The sequence below is a fragment of the Flocculibacter collagenilyticus genome, from assembly GCF_016469335.1.
GTDB lineage: Bacteria > Pseudomonadota > Gammaproteobacteria > Enterobacterales > Alteromonadaceae > Flocculibacter > Flocculibacter collagenilyticus.
Genome location: NZ_CP059888.1, coordinates 2,557,727 through 2,582,473, shown reverse-complemented (window position 1 = coordinate 2,582,473; position 24,747 = coordinate 2,557,727). Strand labels below are relative to the sequence as shown.

20 protein-coding genes and 2 rRNA genes are annotated in these 24,747 nt (G+C 39.0%); 13 read left to right on the top strand and 9 right to left on the bottom strand.

All coding sequences use genetic code 11. From position 1 onward, the window contains the following. Positions 1 to 117: 117 nt before the first annotated feature. Positions 118 to 232, top strand: a 5S ribosomal RNA gene (gene rrf / locus HUU81_RS11430). A 134-nt stretch (positions 233 to 366) separates the two neighbouring features. Further along, a 5S ribosomal RNA gene (gene rrf, locus HUU81_RS11425) occupies positions 367 to 481 on the top strand. 190 nt (positions 482 to 671) lie between these two features. Here rrf (HUU81_RS11425) and purU read toward each other — a convergent pair. From purU to HUU81_RS11405, 4 genes are all read right to left on the bottom strand, one after another. Continuing rightward, entirely contained in the window at positions 672 to 1,526 is an 855-nt protein-coding gene (purU, locus tag HUU81_RS11420) for a formyltetrahydrofolate deformylase (RefSeq protein ID WP_199609077.1), read from the bottom strand. A gap of 238 nt (positions 1,527 to 1,764) precedes the next feature. Beyond that, positions 1,765 to 3,651 carry a 1-deoxy-D-xylulose-5-phosphate synthase gene (gene dxs / locus HUU81_RS11415; protein WP_199609076.1) on the bottom strand — a complete coding sequence of 629 codons (1,887 nt, stop codon included), beginning with the start codon at positions 3,649 to 3,651 and terminating at the stop codon, positions 1,765 to 1,767. A 6-nt stretch (positions 3,652 to 3,657) separates the two neighbouring features. Continuing rightward, complete coding sequence (ispA, locus tag HUU81_RS11410) at positions 3,658 to 4,548, bottom strand: (2E,6E)-farnesyl diphosphate synthase (protein ID WP_199609075.1); 891 nt, start codon at positions 4,546 to 4,548, stop codon at positions 3,658 to 3,660. Next, the gene (locus HUU81_RS11405; protein ID WP_199609074.1) at positions 4,549 to 4,800 is read right to left on the bottom strand and encodes an exodeoxyribonuclease VII small subunit; all 252 of its coding nucleotides are present in this window, start codon (positions 4,798 to 4,800) and stop codon (positions 4,549 to 4,551) included. Positions 4,801 to 5,028: 228 nt separating this feature from the next. Here HUU81_RS11405 and pomA point away from each other — a divergent pair, with 228 nt between their 5' ends. The 3 genes from pomA to thiI all read left to right on the top strand — a co-directional run bounded on the left by pomA (position 5,029) and on the right by thiI (position 8,303). Next, positions 5,029 to 5,790 carry a flagellar motor protein PomA gene (pomA, locus tag HUU81_RS11400; RefSeq protein WP_199609073.1) on the top strand — a complete coding sequence of 254 codons (762 nt, stop codon included), beginning with the start codon at positions 5,029 to 5,031 and terminating at the stop codon, positions 5,788 to 5,790. A 12-nt stretch (positions 5,791 to 5,802) separates the two neighbouring features. Beyond that, positions 5,803 to 6,720: a flagellar motor protein MotB gene (locus HUU81_RS11395; RefSeq protein ID WP_199609072.1), complete on the top strand. Its 918-nt coding sequence runs from the start codon at positions 5,803 to 5,805 to the stop codon at positions 6,718 to 6,720. 128 nt (positions 6,721 to 6,848) lie between these two features. Further along, on the top strand, positions 6,849 to 8,303 hold the full coding sequence (gene thiI / locus HUU81_RS11390) for a tRNA uracil 4-sulfurtransferase ThiI (RefSeq protein ID WP_199609071.1): 1,455 nt from the start codon (positions 6,849 to 6,851) through the stop codon (positions 8,301 to 8,303). 78 nt (positions 8,304 to 8,381) lie between these two features. On the opposite strand, the gene HUU81_RS11385 is transcribed toward thiI, so the two are convergent. Both HUU81_RS11385 and HUU81_RS11380 read right to left on the bottom strand, forming a co-directional pair. Continuing rightward, entirely contained in the window at positions 8,382 to 9,332 is a 951-nt protein-coding gene (locus HUU81_RS11385) for a ketopantoate reductase family protein (RefSeq protein ID WP_199609070.1), read from the bottom strand. A gap of 28 nt (positions 9,333 to 9,360) precedes the next feature. Further along, on the bottom strand, positions 9,361 to 9,651 hold the full coding sequence (locus HUU81_RS11380) for a VanZ family protein (protein WP_199609069.1): 291 nt from the start codon (positions 9,649 to 9,651) through the stop codon (positions 9,361 to 9,363). 176 nt (positions 9,652 to 9,827) lie between these two features. On the opposite strand from HUU81_RS11380, the gene HUU81_RS11375 reads away from it, so the two are divergent. Then, a complete protein-coding gene (locus HUU81_RS11375; protein ID WP_199609068.1) occupies positions 9,828 to 10,310 on the top strand; it encodes a YajQ family cyclic di-GMP-binding protein in 483 nt (160 codons plus the stop codon). A 157-nt stretch (positions 10,311 to 10,467) separates the two neighbouring features. Here HUU81_RS11375 and HUU81_RS11370 read toward each other — a convergent pair whose 3' ends face one another. After that, a complete protein-coding gene (locus tag HUU81_RS11370; RefSeq protein ID WP_199609067.1) occupies positions 10,468 to 10,653 on the bottom strand; it encodes a hypothetical protein in 186 nt (61 codons plus the stop codon). A 520-nt stretch (positions 10,654 to 11,173) separates the two neighbouring features. Here HUU81_RS11370 and HUU81_RS11365 point away from each other — a divergent pair. After that, a complete protein-coding gene (locus HUU81_RS11365) occupies positions 11,174 to 14,329 on the top strand; it encodes a diguanylate cyclase domain-containing protein (RefSeq protein WP_199609066.1) in 3,156 nt (1,051 codons plus the stop codon). A gap of 75 nt (positions 14,330 to 14,404) precedes the next feature. Then, entirely contained in the window at positions 14,405 to 14,854 is a 450-nt protein-coding gene (locus HUU81_RS11360) for a YaiI/YqxD family protein (RefSeq protein ID WP_199609065.1), read from the top strand. A 41-nt stretch (positions 14,855 to 14,895) separates the two neighbouring features. Here HUU81_RS11360 and HUU81_RS11355 read toward each other — a convergent pair whose 3' ends face one another. After that, entirely contained in the window at positions 14,896 to 17,376 is a 2,481-nt protein-coding gene (locus HUU81_RS11355) for a PilZ domain-containing protein (protein ID WP_199609064.1), read from the bottom strand. A 216-nt stretch (positions 17,377 to 17,592) separates the two neighbouring features. Here HUU81_RS11355 and radA point away from each other — a divergent pair, with 216 nt between their 5' ends. The 5 genes from radA to HUU81_RS11330 all read left to right on the top strand — a co-directional run bounded on the left by radA (position 17,593) and on the right by HUU81_RS11330 (position 23,285). Continuing rightward, a complete protein-coding gene (radA, locus tag HUU81_RS11350; protein ID WP_199609063.1) occupies positions 17,593 to 18,957 on the top strand; it encodes a DNA repair protein RadA in 1,365 nt (454 codons plus the stop codon). A 264-nt stretch (positions 18,958 to 19,221) separates the two neighbouring features. Then, positions 19,222 to 19,884, top strand: coding sequence for an energy transducer TonB (locus tag HUU81_RS11345; protein ID WP_233520486.1), 663 nt, complete (start codon positions 19,222 to 19,224; stop codon positions 19,882 to 19,884). 169 nt (positions 19,885 to 20,053) lie between these two features. Then, complete coding sequence (locus HUU81_RS11340; RefSeq protein ID WP_233520485.1) at positions 20,054 to 20,644, top strand: sigma-70 family RNA polymerase sigma factor; 591 nt, start codon at positions 20,054 to 20,056, stop codon at positions 20,642 to 20,644. Position 20,645: 1 nt separating this feature from the next. Next, complete coding sequence (locus tag HUU81_RS11335; RefSeq protein ID WP_199609062.1) at positions 20,646 to 21,338, top strand: hypothetical protein; 693 nt, start codon at positions 20,646 to 20,648, stop codon at positions 21,336 to 21,338. A gap of 99 nt (positions 21,339 to 21,437) precedes the next feature. Continuing rightward, positions 21,438 to 23,285, top strand: a complete 1,848-nt coding sequence (locus HUU81_RS11330) for a M1 family metallopeptidase (RefSeq protein WP_199609061.1) — start codon at positions 21,438 to 21,440, stop codon at positions 23,283 to 23,285. Between the two features lie 74 nt (positions 23,286 to 23,359). Here the strand turns inward: HUU81_RS11330 and HUU81_RS11325 are convergent, their stop codons facing one another. Next, complete coding sequence (locus tag HUU81_RS11325) at positions 23,360 to 24,070, bottom strand: DUF6445 family protein (protein ID WP_199609060.1); 711 nt, start codon at positions 24,068 to 24,070, stop codon at positions 23,360 to 23,362. Between the last annotated feature and the right edge of the window lie 677 nt (positions 24,071 to 24,747).

Here is a 24,747-nt window from a genome sequence, read left to right as displayed (position 1 = left end):
ATTCATGGAGGCCTTGCTTTTCCAGTATTGTGGGATGAATTTATCAACTACATCCATGTAGTTGACCCTAACGGGCCGCACTAAAGTGCGTTAAATTTTGTTCCAAACAAAATTTTGCCTGGTGACAATAGCGTTGTGGAACCACCTGACTCCATTTCGAACTCAGAAGTGAAACGCAACAGCGGCGATGGTAGTGTGGGAGATCCCATGTGAGAGTAGCACATCACCAGGCTCCTTATTAAAGAAACCCGTTCACACTGTGAGCGGGTTTTTTGCTAAAGATAGTAAAAGAAGATATTAAAAATATTATTTTAACTATGTACGTTTTTTATAAGCGCATAATTAAAAAATATTTTAAAGTATTCGCCTGATGGCAATAGCGTTGTGGAACCACCTGACTCCATTTCGAACTCAGAAGTGAAACACAACAGCGGCGATGGTAGTGTGGGAGATCCCATGTGAGAGTAGCACACCGTCAGGCATTAAATTTGAAAGCCTTGCATATAGCAAGGCTTTTTTGTGTCTGATTTATTATCTGTAATAGCTAAGATGCAAGCTTTGTAGAAGAGCTAGGATAAAGGAAGAACACCTATTAACGATTCGCTTTTTCGCTTTATGAAGCTTTTCAAGTCTCCCTTATTTGCATCAACCCTTAATCAAATACGCAACGCTTAATCAAATACGACAGTTTTGTTCTGATGAATAATCACTCTATCTTGCAAGTGATTACGTAGCCCTCTCGATAATGCCGCTTTTTCACAGTCTTTTCCTTTACGCACCATGTCGTGCACACTATCACTGTGCGTAATGCGCATAACCTCTTGTTCGATAATAGGCCCAGCATCGAGCTCTGCGGTAACATAATGGCAGGTAGCACCAATTAGCTTAACGCCACGATTATACGCTTGATGATAAGGTTTAGCACCTATAAACGAGGGGAGAAAACTATGATGAATATTAATAATTCGGCCACTATAACGCGCACAAAAATCATTTGGAATTATTTGCATAAAACGGGCTAGCACAATCGTGTCGGCTTTGTATTGTTCAATCAAGCTTTCAACTTGCTCAAAAGATTGGCTTTTATCAGCTACATTAAAGTCTACGAAATGAAAAGGGATGTTGTACCATTGTGCGAACTTCTCAACTTCCTTATGGTTGGCAACCAAGCCGACGATTTCGCAATCAAGTTCATTACAGTGCCACCGATGCAGTAGATCCGCTATACAATGATCTTCTTTACTCGCTAATAACAGTACTTTTTGTTTTACTGAAGAGCAATTAAGGCTCCACTTCATATCATATTTGTCAGCCAGTGTTTTAAAGTCTGTTTGCAAGGATACTAAATCAGTGCTGATCGAGTTTGCGCATAGCTCATGACGCATAAAGAACCAGTTATTTTCTAAATCTGTATGATGACTAGCTTCAACGATTGAGGCATCTCTATCTGATAAGAATTGACTGACCACTGATACAAGGCCGACCTGATCTGGGCAAGAAATAGTTAAACGGTATGTGTTTTTCATGTCACTTTATTTTTATTTAATACGAGTTGGAATAGTAAACGTGAGTAAGTACAAGAAAGCAAGTATGTGTGTTTTCAAAAAGACATACAATAGAGTAAAAACACTAAAAATTTAAACTGGCAGAGTTTTTGCGGTGAAAAGTTGTAAAGTTAGTTTTAGATTGTGGCCTCTAACTATCGCTAGAGACCATATTTTCAAAGTAAGTATATTTGATAAGGTAATAATTCTAAAAGGTGAACTATGGATTGATAAACGCTTCTATCTGAGCGTGTATACCTTCAGCATCTAAACCCAGCTCTTGGTAAATCTCTTCCTGAGTTCCGTGCTTAATAAATACATCAGGCAAACCAATATTCAATACTTTAACAGCAAGCCCATGTTTAAGTATAAACTCGTTTACTGCACTACCAGCACCACCCATTATGGCGTTGTCTTCGACTGTAACTATTACATTATGCTTGTTAGCAAGCTGTGAAATGAGTTCTTCGTCAATTGGTTTTACAAAGCGCATATCTGCAACGGTCGCATCTAATCTATCAGCGGCTTCGAGGGAAGCACTGATAAATGTTCCAAAATTCAAGATAGCAATTTGGGTAGAGGCGTTAGTTAAACTTGACTCTTTAATAAGATTGCCTTTACCGACAGGTAAAGCTTGCATTTGAGAACTAATGCTTGCACCTGTACCCTTACCACGGGGGTAGCGAATAGCAGAAGGTTGATTTAATGTGTAGCCGGTATAAAGCATTTGGCGGCATTCATTTTCATTGGATGGACACATTATTACCATATTAGGGATGCAGCGCATAAAGCTGAGATCAAATGAGCCTTGATGGGTAGGACCATCTGCACCCACAACACCCGCTCTGTCAATAGCAAATATAACAGGCAAATTTTGTAATGCGACATCATGGATGAGCTGATCATACCCACGCTGTAGAAATGAAGAATATATTGCCACAACTGGCTTCAAACCCTCACAAGCTAAGCCTGCTGCAAGCGTGACTGCATGTTGCTCTGCGATTGCAACATCAACATATTGCTTAGGAAAAGCTTTAGAGAACTTAACCATGCCTGACCCTTCGCGCATAGCTGGTGTGATGCCGATTACCTTGTCATCTTGCTCGGCAATGTCACACAGCCAATCTCCAAATACTTGCGAGTAGGTTGGTGAAGTTGGCGCTGACTTCGGTAGTGGGATAATATCAGGGTTAAACTTAGGTACCGCATGGTAACCAATAGGATCTTTTTCTGCAGGCTCGTAACCTTTTCCTTTTTTCGTCACTATATGAAGTAACTGAGGGCCAGGTAAGCCACGCATATTTCTCAAGGTGTCGACTAGGCCATCAACATCGTGTCCGTCAATTGGACCTATATAGTTGAAACCTAATTCCTCAAAGAAAGTGCCTGGAACAACCATGCCTTTGATATGTTCTTCCATTCGGCTGGCGAGCTCTTTAATCGGTGGTAATCCGCTAAGTAACTTTTTACCGCCTTCACGCATACCAGTATAAAAGCTGCCAGATAAAATACGGGCGAAATGTTTGTTTAATGCGCCTACGTTTTCAGAAATAGACATTTCATTATCGTTTAAAATCACCAACATATTTGGGTTTATATCACCCGCGTGATTCATCGCTTCAAATGCCATGCCTGCTGTCATTGCGCCATCTCCGATGACAGCCGCCACTTTACGTGACTTTCCTTCTCGCTCTGCCGCCATTGCCATTGCAAGTGCTGCGCTGATTGATGTGCTAGAGTGACCAACACTAAACGTGTCATATTCACTTTCGTCGCGAAAAGGGAAAGGATGTAATCCATCCTTTTGACGAATAGTGTGCATTTTATCACGTCTACCAGTTAATAATTTATGCGGATAAGCTTGGTGGCCAACATCCCACACTACGCGGTCAAACGGCGTGTTATATACGTAATGAAGAGCAACCGTAAGTTCAACTGTACCTAATCCCGAGGCAAAGTGGCCACTAGTTTGGCTAACAGACTTGAGCAAATAACTTCTTAATTCGTTACATACATCTTGTAGTTGCTCTTGTGGACGAAGCCTAAGATCTTCTGGAACATTAATATGCTTAAGTAGTGAAAAGTCTTCCAGGTTTACGATTGTCATAATAGTTTAAAACTTTCTTTCAATAATGTAGTGCGCGAAATCACGCAGAATTGCGGTATTGTACGGTAAAGTTGATAAAGCGTGTAGTGCTTCATCAATTAATAAATGTGCTTTCTGTTTTGCGCCCTCTAAGCCAAGCAGTGCAGGGTAGGTCGATTTAGCTGCATTTATGTCAGAGCCTTGTGGTTTACCGAGTTCAGCAGTTGAACCAATAATATCCAAAATGTCATCCTGCACTTGAAACGCTAAACCAATATTGTTGCTATAAATCTTTAAGGCGTTAACTATTTCAGGGTTATCAATTGGGCTACACAAATAACCTAAATGAACGGCCGCAGAAATTAATGCGCCCGTTTTTAATTGGTGTATTTGTTCAAGTTTAGCTAACGATATATCGCAATCGGTCGCATTCAAGTCCATGGCTTGTCCACCGCACATACCAGCGTACCCAGCAGACTGAGCAAGAACCTGTATCATTTGTACAACTTTTTTTGAAGGAACAGCTTGATAATGCTTCGATGAAATAATGTCAAAAGAGAGACTCTGTATACTATCACCTGCCAAAATGGCGGTAGCTTCGTCAAATGCTTTATGACAGGTAGGGCGACCACGACGTAAGTCATCGTCATCCATTGAAGGCAAATCATCATGAATTAATGAATAGCAATGGATTAGCTCAATAGCGGCGGCTGGCGCATCAAGATCATTCAAAGATGCGCCCAACATTTGGCCTACTTCGTACACCAGAAATGGACGAATACGCTTACCGCCATTTGTTGAGCTATAACGCATTGCGGCTAAAAGCTGCTCGTCATTCACGTTGAGGAGCTTAAGTTGTTCACTCAACACGTTTTCGATGCGGGACTGGTAATTTTTCAACGCTTTACTTAATGGCACTTACGATGACTCGCTGCTTTCATTTTCAAAAGGTTGAAGTTGCTCATCGCCATTTTTCTCTAATAAGATGCTGACCTTTTGTTCGGCATCAGTTAATTTAGATTGGCTAGCTTGGGCAAGCTGAATACCACGCTCAAATTGTTTTAAAGACGCATCTAAGCTTAATTGATTTTGTTCCATTTGATTAACGATGTCTGATAACTCAGAAATTGCATCTTCAAATGACATGTTTTGCGGTTTTTTTGTAGCCATGAATTGTATCTCATATTGTGAGCGGCAACGTTACCTTAAGCGCGTAAAAGTATCAACGAAAATGCCGAGGAAGAACATAAAAATTTCGCTGATTATTTAAATCTGCATTTATTTTATTTGAATAAGTATTATCCTTAAGCTTAAGAAAACTAAAGGTTTGCCGATCTACTATTGTTAGTTAAGATAGTTGTATAAGAAAATATACACAATTTGCACGTAGGAGGAATTGTGGATTTAGCTACGTTAATAGGTATGCTAGGCGCCATCGGCTTTATTGTCATGGCGATGTTAATGGGTGGTGAGCTCGGCATGTTTGTCGATGTACCATCAGTGTTAATTGTGTTCGTTGGTTCATTATTTGTTGTTTTATCAAACTTTACTCTAGGCCAATTTATTGGTGCAGGTAAGGTTGCTGGTAAGGCATTTATGTTTAAAATTGAAACACCTGAAGAGCTTATCGAAAAAGCAGTAGAGTTAGCTGATGCGGCTAGGAAGGGAGGATTTTTAGCCCTTGAAGAGGCTGAAATCCCTAACGACTTTATGCAAAAAGGAGTCGACATGCTGGTCGACGGGCATGATGGAGAGGTGGTGCGTGCTACGCTTGAAAAAGATATTGGGCTAACAACCGCACGTCATGAAGCTGGAGCAGGATTCTTTAAATCGCTTGGTGACGTAGCGCCCGCAATGGGAATGATTGGTACGTTGATCGGCTTGGTGGCGATGCTATCTAATATGGACGACCCAAAAGCGATTGGCCCTGCTATGGCAGTGGCGCTATTAACCACGTTATACGGTGCGTTTTTGGCTAATGTTATCGCACTGCCGATTTCTGCAAAATTAAATGTACGTGTTGTCGAAGAAAAGTTAAACCAGCAATTGATATTAGATGCAATTTTAGGCATTCAAGATGGTCAAAACCCTAAAGTCATAGAAGGTGTTTTGAAAAACTATTTGGCCGAGTCTAAGCGCGCAACTGGCGAAGCGGAATAGCGAGGAAACGGTATGGAAGAAGAGTGCAAATGTCCCCCCGAGGGGTTACCCGCATGGATGGGGACTTTCGCGGACTTAATGTCATTGTTGATGTGCTTTTTTGTATTGCTATTAGCCATGTCTGAAATGGACGTGCTTAAATTTAAACAAATTGCAGGCTCAATGAAGTTTGCGTTTGGTGTGCAAAATAAGTTAGAAGTTAAAGACATCCCTAAGGGCACGAGCATTATTGCGCAAGAGTTTCGTCCTGGTAAACCCGATCCAACTCCCATCGAGATTATTCAACAGCAAACAGTAGAAATGACTCAGCAAATGCTTGAATTTACTGCCGGTGAAGAAGACTCTGCGGGAGGGCGACAAGAACAACGACAGGAAGAGCGTGGAGGACAGTCTCAAAGTACCGCAGAGGAAGACGCGCAAGAATCACCAAACGCCACACCACAAGAACAAGTAAATGAAATGGTTAAGAAAATTGCTCAGCAATTAGAGCAGCAGATTATTGACGGTGCGATTGAGCTGGAGTCTTTGGGTCAACAAATCATTATTCGCATTCGTGAAAACGGTTCTTTTCCATCAGGTTCTGCATTCCTACAGCCGCAATTTAAGCCAATAGTACAAAAAATTGCAACGCTGCTGAATGATGTACCAGGCGAGATCAAAGTGTCTGGTCATACTGACGATCAACAAATTTCATCAGAGTTATATTCTAATAATTGGGACTTGTCAGCCCAACGTGCGGTTACTGTCGCTACTGAAATGGAACAAGCGCCAAACTTTGATGGAGATAGGGTGGTCATTATGGCGCATGGTGACAGTCGTCCTTTGGTACCGAACGACAGCGCTGCGAACCGACGTAAAAATCGAAGAGTTGAAATATCCATTATGCAAGGTAAAGCGAAAGAAGCTGATCCTATTGATGCTACAAACTAAGAGTTGTATCGAACCACTTTTTTGAAAGGCCGCAAATGCGGCTTTTTTATTAATCTAGGCTATATTATCTAGTTATTAGCTCAGGTATAATCGCCGCAGTTTTTTGCCCCCGTTTTTAGCGAGTATTCATGAAGTTTATTGTTAAATTACACCCAGAGATTAGTATTAAAAGTAAGCCTGTAAGAAAGAGGTTTACTAAGTTACTTGAGTCCAATATTCAAATCGTACTTAGGTTAATTGATCCTGATGTAAAGGTAGTGAACCAATGGGATAAGCTTTCGGTATCAAGTGAGCTAATTGATGAAGAGTCTCGTTTAGCTTTTATTGACTCGTTAAAGCGTGTGCCCGGGATTGTACAGTTTCTTGAAGTTCAACAACGTGATTTCAAAGATTTACATGATATCTATCAGCACGTTTATGATGTTTACCATGAACAGTTAGAAGGTAAAACGTTTGCGGTTCGCTTTAAGCGCTCAGGTAAACATGACTTTACATCAAATGACGCTGAACGTTATGTGGGCGGTGGTTTAAACCAAAATATTGCCTCAGCAAAGGTGCAATTAACTAAGCCAGATATTACGGTAATGGCTGAAATAAAAGATGACAAGATCTTTGTTGTTAAAGCACTTCATAAAGCGATGGGCGGCTTTCCAATTCCTACGCAGGAAGATGTGTTATCGTTGATGTCAGGTGGTTTTGATTCAGGCGTTTCAACTTATTTAATGATCAGAAAAGGTGCCAGAACTCATTATTGTTTTTTCAATTTGGGCGGTGCCGCACATGAAATTGGTGTTAAGCAAGTTTCTTATTATTTATGGAATAAATACAGCCGAACTCATAAAGTAAAGTTTATTGCTGTCGATTTTGAACCCGTGGTAGCTGAAATTCTAGAAAATGTAGAAAACGGCCAAATGGGCGTTATTTTAAAGCGAATGATGATGCGAGCTGCTGCACAAGTTGCTGATAAATTAGGTATTCAAGCATTGGTTACAGGTGAAAGCTTAGGGCAGGTGTCTAGCCAGACACTAGCGAATTTAAACGTTATTGACCGTGTCACTGAGCAGTTGATTTTACGTCCGTTAATTCACATGGATAAGCAGGAAATTATTGATACTGCGCGTGAAATAGGGACTGAAGATTTTGCTAAAACGATGCCTGAATATTGTGGTGTTATTTCTAAAAAGCCAACAGTAAAAGCAGTACTTTCTAAAATTGAAAAAGAAGAAGCGAATTTTAACTTTGATATTTTAGATAATGTTGTTGAAAACGCTCGCATTATGGATATCAGAAAGATTGAAGAAGAAGCGCAGCAAGAAGTAAAAGAAGTGGAAATGGCTTCTGCTTTATCTTCTGATAGTGTGGTCGTTGATATTCGTTCGCCAGAAGAAGAAGATGAAAGCCCACTGGAGTTAGATCCTATTAAAGTTGTTCATATTCCATTCTATAAACTTGCGACTCAATTTGGTGACTTACCACAGGATAAGGAGTACTTCCTTTATTGTGATAGAGGTGTTATGAGCAAATTACAAGCGCTCCTTTTACATGAAAACGGTTACGCTAACGTAAAAGTTTACCGACCTTAATTTTCCAACTTTAGCCAAGCTTTTAACAATGAGAATTTAGAGCTTGGCTATTATTCATCGCTTAGATGTATTGGCTAATTAATTCTGTCGAGACAACTTTAAAACTTCATCAAGAAGGTACTGGTTGGTTGGCGTATGAATACCGTGCTTTTTTCCCATTGAAACGATATAGCCATTAATAAATGCAATTTCCGTGTTACGTTGCAGTTTAATATCTTGTCGCATTGACGATGAATTTGCAGCAGTAAGCTTTATCACCTCTTCTACAGCCGCTCTAGTCTCTTTTAGTGAAATGGTTACGCCTTCAGCGGATGCAGCCTGATACCACTCATCAATTATCGCTGATTTTATTGTTGAAAAAGATTCATGTTCAAGTTCACCATTTTTTATATCATTAATTGCTGTTAATGGATTAATGACGGCGTTAATGGCCAGCTTTCGCCATAAAATACACGCTAAATCTTCTTCAAAATGCACTGTCGGCATAGCATCGTTTAAGCAATGGGTAATTAGCTGTGCTCGACTTTTGTGATAAGAAGTTAAGTGCGCACAGCCTATAAAGGTTGTGCCTAATCCGGTATGTTGAATACAGTGGGGGGATGGCTTTAATGCGCCGTGACTGGTAGACGCGATTAACAAAGTTTGCTTGTTGGATATTAGTTTTGATATTTTTTCTACGGTACCCATGCCATTGTGGCTTAATACTATGGTTGAATTTGCGCTTAACCAAGGTTGAACTAGCATAAAGGCATTAACAGCATCGTAGGCCTTAGTCGGTATGATAAGGTTTTGTATTAAATCATCAGCGCCTTTTTTGAGTGATGGAATGGCTAAGTTTTTGATTGAAAATTCATGATGCTGGTTTTTTAAGTCGATAAACTGAAATTGGCTTCCTTCCAGAACTTTTTTTGTGAGTAGGTGAACCTTTGCGCCAGCTTGATGTAAGTGGTAAGCCCATAGATTGCCAACAGCGCCATTTCCTATAATGTGCCAACTATTGTGGTTTTTATCATCTAATTGGTAAGTCATGATGCTGTTTGGTGCTCTTTTGAGTTTTCTATGGTGTATTAGAAGGACGGATGTTTTTCCGTTGCGTAAGATAGACCAGCAATAAACCAACCGCAACACCTATCGCGTCCGCTATCAAGTCAGCCAAGCTTGCTTGTCTATATGCTGTCATCCCTTGTAAAACTTCAATCAGCGCACCATAACTAATCAATACTAAGATTGTTACTTGTTTACTAACAGCAAAGCTCTTAGCAAATAAGAACGTTAATATTGCGAACGTGCAAAGGTGGCCGATTTTATCAATATGCGGAAACAGTGCTTCTCCAGGCTCTCCTTTCATAAAAAAGGCGTAAGTCGCAATAATCAAAAAGAGTATAAAGCACCCGCGAAAAAAATTAATATTCACAAAATTACATCTATATAAATTCAAACGGCATGGATTGTAGCAAATAAGTCGTTATAATTCTTTATCTTGAAATTTTGAACTGGTTTTCATCAATTTATAGGAAATTAAATATGCCATCTTTTGATATCGTATCTGAAGTAGAAATGACAGAAGTAAAAAACGCAGTAGATAATGCTAACCGAGAACTGACAAAGCGTTTTGACTTTAAAGGTGTTCATGCAGAATTTAAATTAAAAGACGGTACTGTACAGGTAGAGTCGGAATCAGATTTTCAGGTTCAGCAAATGATTGAAATACTGCGTGCCACGGCAATGAAGCGTAATATTGACCCTACGGCATTAGAGTTAAAAGATACTGCTCATGTAGGCAAAACATTTTCACAGGAAGTTACGTTTAAACAAGGAATTGATCAAACGATTTCTAAAAAGATCGTTAAAGCCGTAAAAGACTCTAAAATAAAAGTGCAAGTTGCAATTCAGGGTGAAAAGCTACGTGTAACGGGTAAAAAAAGAGATGATTTGCAAGCAGTGATGCGTTTAGTTAAAGAAGGTGAGTTTGGTCAACCGTTTCAATTTGATAATTTTAGAGATTAGCATAAGCCCGTAGTAGCAATTTGATTAATTATTCAATGAGCTTATCTGTTGTTTTCCAGCTTATCTAGGGCCATCACTTCCATGTTGAACCAATGCTCTCGTAGCGTTTTTCAAAAATGAAAAGGCGAGACTAACTATAGTGATGGCAATAAACGTCTTATCTTTCTGGACGACACAAAATAACTTCTGCCGACTGTTCATTAATATTCACTACGCTTTGAGCTGTGGCATCTGCTACACGGTTACAATGGTTACGCGAAGGCGCTGATGCTGCAGAAAAAGAAATGGCAATAGTTGATGCTAATAATACAGTTGTAATCGTTAACTTTGTTAATGTTTTCATGTGAATTTACCTCTTACTTCAAATTCATAATTTATTTACTACGCACTTAAATGACATTAGATGTTTACTTAATTGCGTGATGCCAATATGAAAGCAGGTTGTGTGCCAAAAATAACAGCTGAATGAATAATTATTTAATTAATTGACATTGTTACTTGGGATAGCGAGTCAAACATTCTAACTTCACAGCGTTTGGGCATGTAAATAGGTTTTTAGGTAAGTGCTAATATTTTCTTTTAAGTGACAACGATCATTTTTAAAATAAAAAGCGGCAATAAATTGACAGTAATAGGCAAAGACTGTTGCTTCTTTAAACAGTGGCGAAAAAAAAAGATATGGGCTAGAATGTCGCCGCTTTTGGTCAAAGAATAGTAATATACGCGGCCGAAAAGTGCAGTAGCATCAAATAGCTACCGCAAAATAGCGTCATTGCTGAAATATAAAACAAAGCTTAATAATAAAAATAAAGTGTCAATAAGAATATTGGCCAACTTGCTTCGTAGTAGTTTAAGGAAGAACCATGCGCGTGTTATATGTTGCCTTTTTGTTCATTGTTTTCTCATCAGCCACTGCTGCCAGCCACATTCCTTATCTTCAGCGTTTATCAGTAGAGCATGGCCTGAGTCAAGGCAAGATAACTTCTATGTTACAGGATCATGAAGGCTTCTTATGGATCGGAACGCAAAATGGGCTTAACTTATATGACGGGCATGAAATACGTAAAATTAGTGGTCCGTTAAATGCTCTAGAAATTAGGCAAATAGATACACTGTATCAAGATGGGCATGATCGAATTTGGGTGGGAAGTACCCCGAATCGGAATTTTATTATCGACAAGGGCAAAGGCACAATTGAAGAAGTTGAAATCATTCACCCTCCAGATTATAACCCTTCTGATATATCATTTTTAGCAATTACTCCTCAGAAAAATGTGTTGAAGGAAGCACTTTGGATTGCCACTTCTGAAGCAATTTTTCAATCTGATGTAGTGTCAAATAAAGTACATTCATTTTTAAATCTTCGACATTTTTTAGTTGGCGGGCATATCATTAGAACTATTAAGCAAGTTGATAACGATTTGCTTGTTGGTACTTCTGCTGGACTCTTGAAGATAAACCTTCAAACTAAGCAAGTTAGAGAAATTGACTTTTTATCAGCTTTGAACCTCGCTGAAACGGAAGATGTGAATAAAACATTCCCGCTTAGAAAGAATGTGAAAGGGATACATATTACAAAACATAGCGGTATGATTCTAAGTACCGTTATGGGGCTGTATAAAATCCCGCTTGATGAAATGACAAAAGCTAACGTTCGTCATCATTACGGGAAAGACGCTGTTTCTCCGCCTGCAGCTAGAAAAGAGGTTTATGTTAATTTTCCTGCTGAACCGCCGATTAGGGTTAAAAGCAAGGTGCTTGAACCGAATCAAAATGTATGGCAAGTCATGGAGTTAAAGCCACAACACTACTTATTGGCTACAGACGACGGTTTATTTCAATTAATTAATCATGGAGAGAGTCAAAAGCTTTTCGCATATTCAGATCGCTATGGCGTGGCTACCAACAATCGTATAGCCAATATATTAAAAGATAAGTTGGGTAATATTTGGTTAGGCAGTGAAGATGATGGGATTTTTAGATGGAATACAGAAAAATCGTTATTCACAACTCACTTTATTACTTCAAATGCGCGTCAGTCATTAAGCCATAATGTTGTAACAGCAATTACAGAAAGCGCTTCTGGAAACTACTGGGTGGGTACTGTAAATGGATTCAATTTAGTAGATATAAAAACAGGAACAGTCAGCCAGTTTGAAGTTAATAAAGAGCCTCATCGTAGTGATAACTTTATACTTGATTTAGAGGAAGTGAAAAATACCCTATGGATTAAAACCTTAGAAGGAATATTTGAGTGGGATGTTGAAACAGGTAAAAAGCGATACTCTAAAATAAATGAGCATACGTTATTTAATGCAAATAATGATTTAGGCGATCTTTTCAAAATGTCCGACAATCAGCTTGGTATTGTGACTAGAAATGGTTTGTTTTTTTATGACACTCGAACACAGCGCTTGAAAAAAAGTGAGGTAAATAAATCGTTAGTTCAGTCAAATAATAAATTAATTAGCTATATAACACATGATCCTGAACGTAACGGTACAGTTTATTTATCTAAGCTAAGTCAAATAGTTAGGTACGACATTGTGCAGGACGAACTGACAGTCTTTCATCAACTACCTGAATCGGATGATGTTAGCACATTTCCTACAGATATGATTTTTACTGAAAATCATATCTGGGTTTCTTATAGTGGTTTTGGTATTTATGTGTTAGATAAGCAAACAGGTAAAGAAATAACGCAAATTACTCGTAAACATGGTTTACCAGATAATTCACCGCATAATTTGTATCACGATAAACATGGTTTTGTTTGGGTGCCAACAAACAACGGGCTTGCACGTATTAATAAAGATAACTTCCATGTGCGGGTATTTCGCATTCAAGATGGCTTAATGACCAATGAATTTAATGGTGATGCAGGAGCCGTTAGTCGCACAGGAGAATTTGCATTAGGTACTATTCGTGGAGTAGTACGCTTTCATCCAGATGATTTTGTTGAGTCGTACCTTGAAAGTGAAGATACACAGCTAAAAAGTTATATTACTCATGTTTCATTGCTTTCACGTCAACTGTTTGACACCGAGCTATTAGGGATCATCAACACACCCGTCATTGATCTTGAACATCAAGACTCCGGTTTAACCATTCAGTTTTCGGCTTTACATTTTAAAAACGCAAAAAATATAAAATACAAATATTGGGTTGATGGCCCCACTACTGTTGCACCTATCATTACGTCTAAGAGCGAGGTGGCATTACCTAAGTGGGAGCAAGGAGAATGGACCTTTTATGTTAGTGCGATAAACTATGAAACAGGAAAAGTATCTGCTCCGGCATCAATTAAATTTAACGTCAATCCGCCACCATATTTTACGGTGATGGCTTATTTAGCGTATTCCGTTATATTCATTTCACTTGTGTTATTAATAAACTGGTTAAGAAAGTCGAGAAAAAAAGCGATTAAACAAGCTAAGCAGCTTGCACTAAATGAAGCCAAACTAAAGCTAGCACTTGAAGAGCAGAAGTTGGCAGAAGAAAAACTTAGAAAATTAGCTAATTATGATCCATTAACAGGTTTACCTAATCGAGCGTTATTGATGGACAGGTTGGATCATGCAATGGCAAGAACTAATCGTAGCCAACGTTCATTTGCAGTATGTTTTATAGATCTTGACGGTTTTAAAAAGGTTAATGACGAACATGGGCATGGAATTGGTGATGGATTATTGGTGAAGGTCGCTAAACTTTTAAAGCTAGCTGTTCGAGAGCAAGATACCGTCGCTAGACTGGGAGGGGATGAGTTTGTTCTTATTCTTGAAGATATGCAGTCGCAGCATGATATTGAACGTATCGCAGGTGTGATTTTTGAAAGCATGGCGAAAATTAAAGATATTGACGGTTACCCTATTGTTATTTCACCTAGCATGGGAATTGCGATGTATCCTGAACAAGGCAAGAGCCGTTCTGAACTATTAAAGTATGCTGACACGGCAATGTATCAAGCTAAAGTGGCTGGTAAAAATGCATTTCGTTATTTTCATTTAGAAACCAGTTAAACTAGTGGGCATAGCAAATCGGGCTAAGACGAGAAAGTAGCTTTCGATTAGAATAACGATACAAAGGAAAGAAACATGAAAATATGGGTAGATGCAGACGCCTGTCCAGTTGCAATTAAAGAAATATTATTTCGGGCTGCATCAAGAAAGGCAGTCATGGTTACGTTAATTGCTAACCATAGTATGCGTGTGCCAAGCTCTCCATATATTCGATTTGTACAAGTTGAGTCTGGATTTGATAAAGCAGATGATGCAATTGTGGCTAGAGTCGGTGAGGGTGATTTAGTCATTACGAGCGACATACCCTTAGCCTCTGATGCAATTGATAAAGGAGCGCTAGCACTAAGTGTAAGAGGCGAGCTGTTTACGAAAGAGAACATTAAAGCTAGGTTAAACATTCGCGATTTTATGGATACTATGCGTTCATCTGGCGTGGAAATGGGTGGGCCACCACCACTCAGCCAAGCCGACAAACAGCAGTTTGCAAATCATCTAGACAGAATATTGGCAACTATTAAATCTTAATCTCATCACTTTCAAGGCTTATAAGTTGTATAAATGAATTATCACTTAATTAAGCGCCTTTGTTTAAGTTGTTGAATTATTTTTTCGTTACTAATACCAGAGCGTATCATGGTTTCTTCAGAAATATCGATGCCTTCGCCAACAGCGATAACGCCCCAAAGATCTTGCTCTAATACTTTTGCTTTATGGATAGCGTATTGACTCACGTATTGCAGTTCATTGGCAATATAGTCGGTATCAGGGCGACCAGTTCGAGAAATAAAAATCCTAAAGCAGAAAAATATATCCGACTCTATTGTATTTTTAATAAACTTTTCGCGGCTTGCTTTATCTTCAAAGTCACAATCATAATAAGCTAAAATTGCTTCATCAAATGTTCGCAAGTGCGGCCTAAAGCGCACATACACATCGTATGTTGCTGGTTTATCGCCACGAGACATGGCCTTTAAATCATCACTTAACCGTGTATTGATAACGTCATTTTTTTGAAATGGGTAGGTATTATATTCGTCATCAGCTGTTTTAAAACGCGATAGAATTTTATGTGCGTATGTTGGGTACTCTCCTTCACCTAACGCTTTTAACGTGTACCTTATACCTTTACGATTTATGAAAAAGGTAAGGTTAGCAAAGTTCTTTGCTCGGATGTTACGAATTGCATCTGATAAACCCGGCACCTTAGGTTCATGTTCTGCTTTAACCAGCTTTTTATGATTATGGCGAATCACTTTTTGGAAAAAGAGCTTACCGGCATGATCTTTGGTAATCACATAAGCACGTAAATTAACAATATTTCCTGCTTTACTTACCGCTACCACTTCATAAGGGATGCGCGTGAGCTTTAACTCACTGGTTATGCCTTGCATCTCCGGTAGGGCAACTAAAACCATGTCACCTTTTTTAAGTTGGGTAGGGCGATCAAGTTCTATTTGTAAGCCGTTAACAGAAAAGTCTCGGGTTGTGCCTGAAATATCACCCTCAGGTTGGTTCTGCAAAAGAATTTTCGTTTTGTATAAATATCTAAACTCTGTTCGCAAATTAATATATTGTGCATGCGTAACTTCAAAGTGAGTGTAACTTTTTAGCTTTTTATGGTGCCATCTATTTAGTTTACTCACTTGTTTTTTATCATAACTGATTGCGCCATATTGTTGCTGGCTAGCTTCAGTAGTTAGATCAGAGATAACAACAAGATATTTAGCGTCTTTTATATAAGCTTGTACCCGAGGTGAAGGTGGTTTGTTAAGACGCTTAATTTCTTCGCTAGTGGTATCAGGAAGCGACAATGGAATATGCGCATCATCAGGTGAAACCACGTGTACTTGAATGTTAAACACTCGCCAACCTTTTTTATGGGAGCCAAAGCCCAAAAATACAGGTTTTAATTCAGGCTCAGCAAGCAGCTCTAAAGCAGTGGCTGAGTAATGATGAATTTTACTATTTTGCGTATGCGTAAAACAGTACAGTGTAGTGGCAGATAAGTTACCTTTTTGGGCAAGAATATCTTCGATGCGTTGTGGCGTTAATATTTGCCTTAGAATGTTATTCTGATCTTCATTGGTAAAATAACGCAGTATATCAGTGCAATTTTCCGTACATAAAACGCTTGAAAGGGTTAACTGTTCATTTTTAGCTGTAATCACCGCAGCCATCGAAACAGTTCGAGGAAAATAGAACTGTTCGTAACCCTTAGTTAAAACCGCATTGAGTGTGTTATCTAAATTAATGCGATAACGGCGCTTGTTACCACGAATAAAGTTTTCTAAAAAAGTGTCTAGTTCTGCTTGATTAGAGGTCTCTAGCCGAGAAAGACGCACATACTGATGTTCACCGTCGGGCTCAATGCCAACAATTTTGTAATGAATATCTTCTTTTAAACTAAGCGAAAACTCTTGCTTTAAACCCACAAAGTATAAGACGACCTGTTGACCAAGCTCTACCGCGTATTTCTTTAGAATTTTCAGTTTGCAACCGGTAACAGATAAATCGACGCTTTTAGCTGAAATCGTATTTTTTTCATCAAGTTTTACGTCGATTGAAATGGTATAATTCATGCGCTCTTCAGAGCGAGAGCCGTAACTGGCAAAAACAATTTGTTGGGCGGGGTAATTACTAGAGCCTTGTCCTTTTCCTGAACTTTTGGGGCCTGCACCAGTGCTGTCGCTCTTTTGCATTACACGGAAATTATTGTCGGTATTCATGACTTCTTCATAAACACCCATGGTGTATCCGCCATAAAGCTTTAATGCACTTTCAAATGCATCAATTGCGATATCATCCATAAAATGCATACGATCATTGTGTTCGTATGTGATTACTTCTCCGTCAACTTTACCGCGTAAGTCAATAAAACGGCTGCAAGGCTGGGCTAACCGCTTAAGCTCCATCTTTACAAGTAAGGCTTTCGGTTTCGCTAATTTATTTGTCGCTTTTTTAAAGCGATTATCAAAATCGGCCAGCTTTAAGCTAGGCTTCAACTCTTCAATTAAGTCGCTATACGGTTCTAAATCAGGCGTAATCATATAAATAGTTAGTTTACCAGATGCGTTTTTATTTTTATCTAGTTAGTACTCTGTATTAAAATACAAAATTCGATAACAATACACCTTATCTATCAAATTTAATGATTTTGTTTTACAAAGCTGTATTTATTGCATTTTTAATAGCATGTTTGAAGATAAAAGCAACTTTTATGCCTGATTTAAAACAAAATTTTGACTGTAACTCATGGACTAAACATGGCAAAAACTAAAACTGCGTATGTATGCAACGATTGTGGTGCTGAATTTCCTCGTTGGCAAGGGCAGTGCACTGAGTGTGGGGCGTGGAATACCATATCTGAATTTAAAATAACCGCACCTTCGAATAGTCGTTCGGCAAGAAATGCAGGATATGCGGGAGCCGTTCAAGCGCAGGTACAAACGCTGGATAAAATTGATTTGCAAGATGTACCTCGCTTTTCTAGTGGATTTAAAGAGTTTGATCGCGTACTCGGTGGTGGCATTGTACCAGGCTCGGCAATTTTGATTGGTGGTTCACCAGGGGCGGGTAAAAGTACCCTGTTATTACAAACCATGTGCTTACTGGCTAACCAAATGAATGCCTTGTACATTACAGGTGAAGAATCACTTCAGCAAGTTGCTATGCGAGCCAAGCGACTTGGTTTGCCAACAGATAGACTACGTATGTTAGCGGAAACCAGTGTTGAAACGATTTGTTCGTTAGCGCAACAAGAAAAGCCTGGCATTATGGTTATTGATTCGATCCAAGTAATGCATGTTGCTGATGTGCAGTCAGCACCTGGAAGTGTGTCTCAAGTTCGTGAAACAGCTGCGTATTTAACGCGCTTTGCCAAGCAACATCATGTTGCCATTTTTATGGTAGGTCATGTAACTAAAGATGGCACATTAGCAGGACCAAAAGTGCTAGAGCACTGCATCGATTGTTCCATCATGCTTGAAGGTAGTACTGATAGCCGCTTTAGAACGTTACGAGGTACTAAAAATCGTTTCGGTGCAGTAAATGAGTTGGGTGTTTTTGGTATGACAGGCCATGGCCTAAAAGAAGTAAGCAACCCTTCTGCTATTTTTTTAAACCGTGCTGAAGAAATGTCATCAGGCTCCGTGGTGATGGTAATTTGGGAAGGGACGCGTCCTTTACTTGTTGAAATACAAGCGCTGGTTGATTATTCCCAACTTGCTAACCCTAGGCGTGTTGCCGTTGGGTTAGAACAAAATAGGTTAGCAATGCTATTAGCGGTGTTACATCGTCATGGTGGCTTACAAATGGGAGATCAAGATGTCTTTGTTAATGTTGTTGGCGGAGTAAAAGTAGCCGAAACCAGTGCCGATTTAGCACTACTTTTAGCACTGGTTTCAAGTTTCAAAAATCAAGCCTTAGAGCAGGATTTGGTTGTATTCGGCGAGGTTGGACTATCTGGCGAAATCCGTCCTGTACCAAGTGGACAAGAACGACTTAAAGAAGCGGTTAAACATGGTTTTAAACGCGCCATTGTACCGATTGCTAATGCGCCGAAAGAAGGCATTGAAGGTATGAAAATTATAGGCGTTAAAACACTTGCAGAGGCGCTTGAGGCTATATAGTAACGCCTTGATTTTAATGTTTCCAAATAGTTTGAATTTTGCACAATAAATCGGCCGCAATAAAAAATTTGCGGCTTTTTTATTTTCTTTAACCCCATCTTTATTTTCTACTCGTTATATTAGTGAAGGTCAATCAAGCGCTTGTCACCTTTTATCACTCAAGTTGTGCAGTGAATCTGATGCTCACATCCTTGAAAAATAATAACAGTTGTAGGTTTAGTGATGCCAAAACAGCATCAGTAAAGCCAGAATAAGGGGACAGATATGGAACATACCGCATCCGTAAATTACGCAATGCCATTTCGTGAAATAAACGCATCAAAGCCAATAAAGTTGTTAGGTTCATTAGTTATTGGCAGTGCGACAACTTTTGGTTTATTTGCATTTATGAGTTACTTGATTAGTGGGCCGCAGTCTCACGATCCGCAAGTAATAGAGTACCCAGAAGTAGAAATTTTTAATCAAGTAGAGGATACACCGGTTGATGAAAATGTAAGAAAGTTGCCGTCACCTCCGGAAATACCTGAAATGCCACCGCAAATTGAACAGTCGACAGTATCAGAAGCAACGTCGCCGAGTTTTGCGTTTGATGGTTTTGATTTAGATATAGGTACCGACTTGAAACTATCAAATGACTTAAGCGCTGGTGCTGATAATGAAGCGATGCCTATTGTTAGAATTGATCCTAAATATCCCATTGCGGCTGCTCGTGAAGGCATAGAAGGGTGGGTAGAGTTAAGCTTCACCATTTCGGGGGCAGGTACGGTTGAAAATGTAAAAGTAATAGAAGCATTACCAGATAGAATGTTTAATCGTGAGGCAATTCGTGCATTAAGAAAGTGGAAATATAAACCTAAAACGGTTGATGGTAAGTCTGTAGCATTACCTAATCAAAGAATTCGATTAGAGTTCTCTTTAAATTATTAAATAAAAAATGGTAGTAATAATTGTAAGCAAGGTTAAGGGAAAGTATTACACAAGGATGTATGCTACAAATAGCTATACAATTGAGAAATGAGTCAATGAGGAGAAATTGTATTAATCCTAAAAAAGTTCAGTATTCTCGAATAAGCATTAAGAAGTAATAAGGACGCTTATGGCAATATCGTTAGGTTTAAAACAGTGGCTCTTACCCGAGGCGTCAAATGAGCAGTTAATGGGTAAGTACTCAGAAACGGGTGAAGTAAAATGGCTTGAGCAGCTAGTTGAGCGTTGTGGCGATGATTTATTTCACTTTATTACCAGCCAGACAGATCGTGATATGGCAAAAGATATTTGCCAATTAACTTGGTTAAAAGTGATTGATAATCGTTCGATTTACAGCCAGTCAGGCTCATTCAAAGCATGGCTCTTTCAAATTTCAAGGTATTTACTAATTGATGAAATGCGCAGGCAGCGTCGTTGGCATATGGAAGAGTTAAATGAACATATTACTGAGCAGCAGGCGTTATTAAGCGTTGAAATTAACGTAAATGAGAGCAAAAGCATTCAAGCGGCATTCAACAAGGCGTTAGAAACGCTGCCATTTTTACAACGCGAAGCATTTATTTTGCAGCAAGAAGGCTTTAGTTTGCGTGATATAGCAAAAATAACCAGTGCTGAAATGGAAACGGTGAAAAGCCGTTTACGCTATGCCAAAGGTCAATTGAAAAAGCAATTAACATCATTGGATTTAAAGGAGTTGTAAGATGCAAGATAGCAAACGAAACTTGTCAATTGAGCAGTTATATCAACAACGAAAGTCATCTTATCAATTGCCAAATAGTGTAAAAAATCAAGTTAAGCAACAAGCTAAAAACCAACAAAGTAGTTGGTGGCAACGAATTAATTGGCATTTAAGCATGGCAAGTGTCTGTGCAGCTTCATTATTGGCAGTGCTGATATTGCGGGAAACACCGCCTGACGTCGTCATTGATGCAAACAAAGTTTATGTGATTAGCCACAGCCAAGATAATAACGATCATGTTACTTACTATCACCAAGTGGAGTTATATAACGACCTCTCACAGCAACCGCCTAGTGGCGATTCTCAAATCGCTTCTCATATTGAGAAACGAAACAAGGAAGTACGTGTGCTACTAGAGGCGCAACACGATCAACTTATATCACGTTTAAATACTGCAAAATATGCCCACCAAGATACTCTTAAATACAAAGGTTTGTTGAAGCAAACTAACGACGACTGGGTTATTGAAGTGTGCGATTTAGGTACGTTAAAGGTTGCAGAAGCCATTATTAAACAACTTAACTCAGATAAAAGCATATTGAATATGAGAGCCGGGCAAGCGATAGAGCTTGTGACAAATCAGCGAGGTTTTTTATTGGCAATAGCGCCTGCTTCACAGCACAACGTTGCAGCTTGTGGTGTTTCAGTGAGTTAGCATTTGTTGCTGCGGTAAAATGGATAGAAAAGGTCAGCACGTACTAGTATCTTTGGGTATACTCATTCCGTTAAATAATAAAAACGGAATAAAATTACTATGTTAAATCATGCAAAAGCAGCGCTGTTTACGCTTGCTTCGCTACTGTGCTTAACCACTAGTTATGTAACTAATGCAGAAGATAGCTATACCGATGCGAATCTGGAACAAGTTGAGTCTACTCACTTATACCTTGATCTATTTGTTAACTTTGACGAGAAAAGGTTAGAAGGTTTTGTTGAACATACGCTGGAATGGAGCGATAAAGCAAAGCCAAAACTTGTTGTTGATACAAGAGACCTAGTAATAAAAAGTACTTATGCACTACTTAACGGACAATGGCGAAGTGCTAAATTTGAGTTAGGCAAGGTGCATCCTGTTAAAGGTGCTCCGTTAACCATTTACTTGCCCGGCGCAGCTGAAAAAGTACGCATTCATTACCACTCCACGCCAAAAGCGTCTGGTTTACAATGGCTGACAAAAGCGCAAACGGCGGGGAAGCAATATCCATTTATGTTTAGCCAATCTCAAGCCATTCATGCGCGTAGCTGGATACCTGTACAAGATACACCTGCAATGCGTGTTACTTATAGCGCACGTATCGCTACGCCAAAGCCCCTATTAGCGGTAATGAGTGCTGACAATAGTGCAAACACAGAAAAAGATGGCGATTACCATTTCTCAATGCCTCAAGCCATCCCGCCTTATTTAATTGCTATTGGGGTAGGTGATTTAGAATATAAAGCCATGTCTAAGCAAACTGCAATTTATGCCGAATCATATATTTTAGATGATGCTGTGGCAGAGTTTAATGACACTCAAGAAATGATGGATCAAACAACTAATATATATGGCGATTATGCTTGGGGTCGTTATGACTTACTTGTTTTGCCACCTAGCTTTCCGTTTGGTGGAATGGAGAACCCACGTCTTTCCTTTATTACCCCTACGGTCATCGCTGGTGATAAAAGCCTTGTAAATTTAATTGCACATGAGTTAGCACATTCTTGGTCAGGTAATTTAGTAACGAATGCTACGTGGGAAGATCTTTGGCTGAACGAAGGATTTACCAGCTATGTTGAAAATAGAATTATGGAAGAAGTATTTGGTGAAGACCGCGCAGTAATGGAGCAAGCATTAGCTGCCGACAGTTTAAATGGTGATTTAGCGTCATTAGATAAAGATGATACACGTTTAAAGTTATCGCTAAACGGTCGCGATCCAGATGTTTCATTTAGTGAAATACCTTACGTAAAAGGGCAGCTATTTCTAATATACTTAGAACAGAAGTTTGGCCGTGATAAATTCGACCCATTTGTTAAACAATACTTTGATGATTATGCTTTTTTATCGTTAACTACTAAAGACTTCGTCAAGTATGTTAAAAAACATTTAACGCATAAATATCCGGGAATAGTGAGTGACGAAAAGCTACAAGAATGGATTTTTGGAACAGGTTTACCTGCTGATGCCCCTCAACCTAAGTCAGATGCCTTCAAAAAAGTTAAACAGAGCCAACATGCTTGGTTAGAAGGGAAAGCAGAATTATCCAGTTTATCTACTGAAAAGTGGACCGTTCACGAGTGGTTATATTTTATTAATGAATTGCCGAGAAATTTATCTGAAGAGCACATGCTGCAACTTGATCAATCATTTAATTTAACCAATTCAAAAAATGCTGAAATTGCATTTGCTTGGTTCAATTTAGCAATTGAAAATGGGTATCAAGCTATTAACCCGAAGTTAGATCAATACTTGTCTAGTATTGGACGTGGAAAACTTATTGTTCCTCTTTATAAGCGTTTATCCGAAGGTGAAAAAAGAGCATGGGCACACGAGGTATACAAGAAGGCAAGGCCGGGCTACCACCCATTGGCACAATCAAGAATTGATCCATTCTTCAAATAAATAATATTCCGCTTACCAAAACAGCGCTAGTATAATTTAGCGCTGTTTTTATTTGGATGACTTTCTTGGAATTACTACTCTTCGGTCATCCAGAAAAAGGTAATAGCAAGGCGTTTGTCACGCTTGTCTTTACCAAAATAACCACTGGCACTGTGAACCATATTTCCTTTAAATAAGATCAGGCGGTTAAACTGGTTTTCAATTTGGTGATCTTCATACCATGAATCAGGTGGCAAGCTGGTGGTTTTTAAAGCGTCTACAAGATTATGGTAAGGATGCTGAACTAAGTTTCCACCAGCCGCACCATTTGAATATCTCATGCGATAAAATGAAGTACCAGACTTGGGAGCAGGATTTTTGCTTAGATATAATACTGCGCCGTATTCGCATAGTTTTCGGTTATCAACATGTGGACGAGCATCCCCCTCCTCAGACCCAACTAAAATAGCAGTGTTACTATCCACCACAACATCGTTAGATTCAGCTACCCAGAGTTTAGATTTTTTGAGCTGCTGTTTTGCCCATTCTTCAACTTGGGCAAGTTCCTTTTTCTTTAATGCGTTTTTTGAACGCATGCCTGGCCATAACTCATTTGTATATGGCTTACCAAGCTTCCACTTACTTTTGTTAAAACACCTATTAGCAATTTCAATCGCTGTTTTTTGTGGAAAAAAGTCGTCACAAATCCAATAGTTAATTCCAAGCTCTGGCTTTTCGTAAGTTAAGGTTGGAGCATTATATGGAACACTAGGAAGGTCTAATTGATCTGAATATTGCGCATGCATTGTTTATGTTTTTACCTAAAATAAATAAGGTTTACTGAAGTCTACCCGTATATTACTAAATATTTAAGCAAAAAAAAGCCAGCGGGGAGCTGGCTGTCATCATAGTAGCACTGGCTGAGAGCCAGGCACATGATATAAAAAGGGATGACTAATTTATACTACCTCTACTAAGACCCCATAAAAGGTGAAAAAATTCCCTTAATTTATGTTTTATTTATTTCTAATAAAAATCAGGTGACTAGGACGTGTGTTAATCTTTATTGGTCGAATCTTGTTCAATCTAAACGTTTTTTTAAGCGCGTCACAAAAAAGAGCGAGAAACGTTTAGATGAACCCAAAGGCAGCGCTTGTCTGTCATTTATACTGCGTTATCGCACATATCCACACTTTACCTGCTCTGCCTTGTATAAATGACCTCGAAAGGCCAACACGCCCTAAAAGTAAAGTGCTTGGTCAATAGCAACGCAATATTGTTTAAAAGTGGCACATGATTAAAGAAAATCACCGCTAGTCTGAATAGACACACAAATAGATATACTATAATTTATTATCTGATAATTAAGAGGTTATTATTCTAGGGTGTGTTTACCGTTCACTAGGCCAATACACACTAATGTGAATGTTTGTATAAACAGTGCTGTTGAAAGTTCACGTTCTTTATTTTAAATATACTTTTT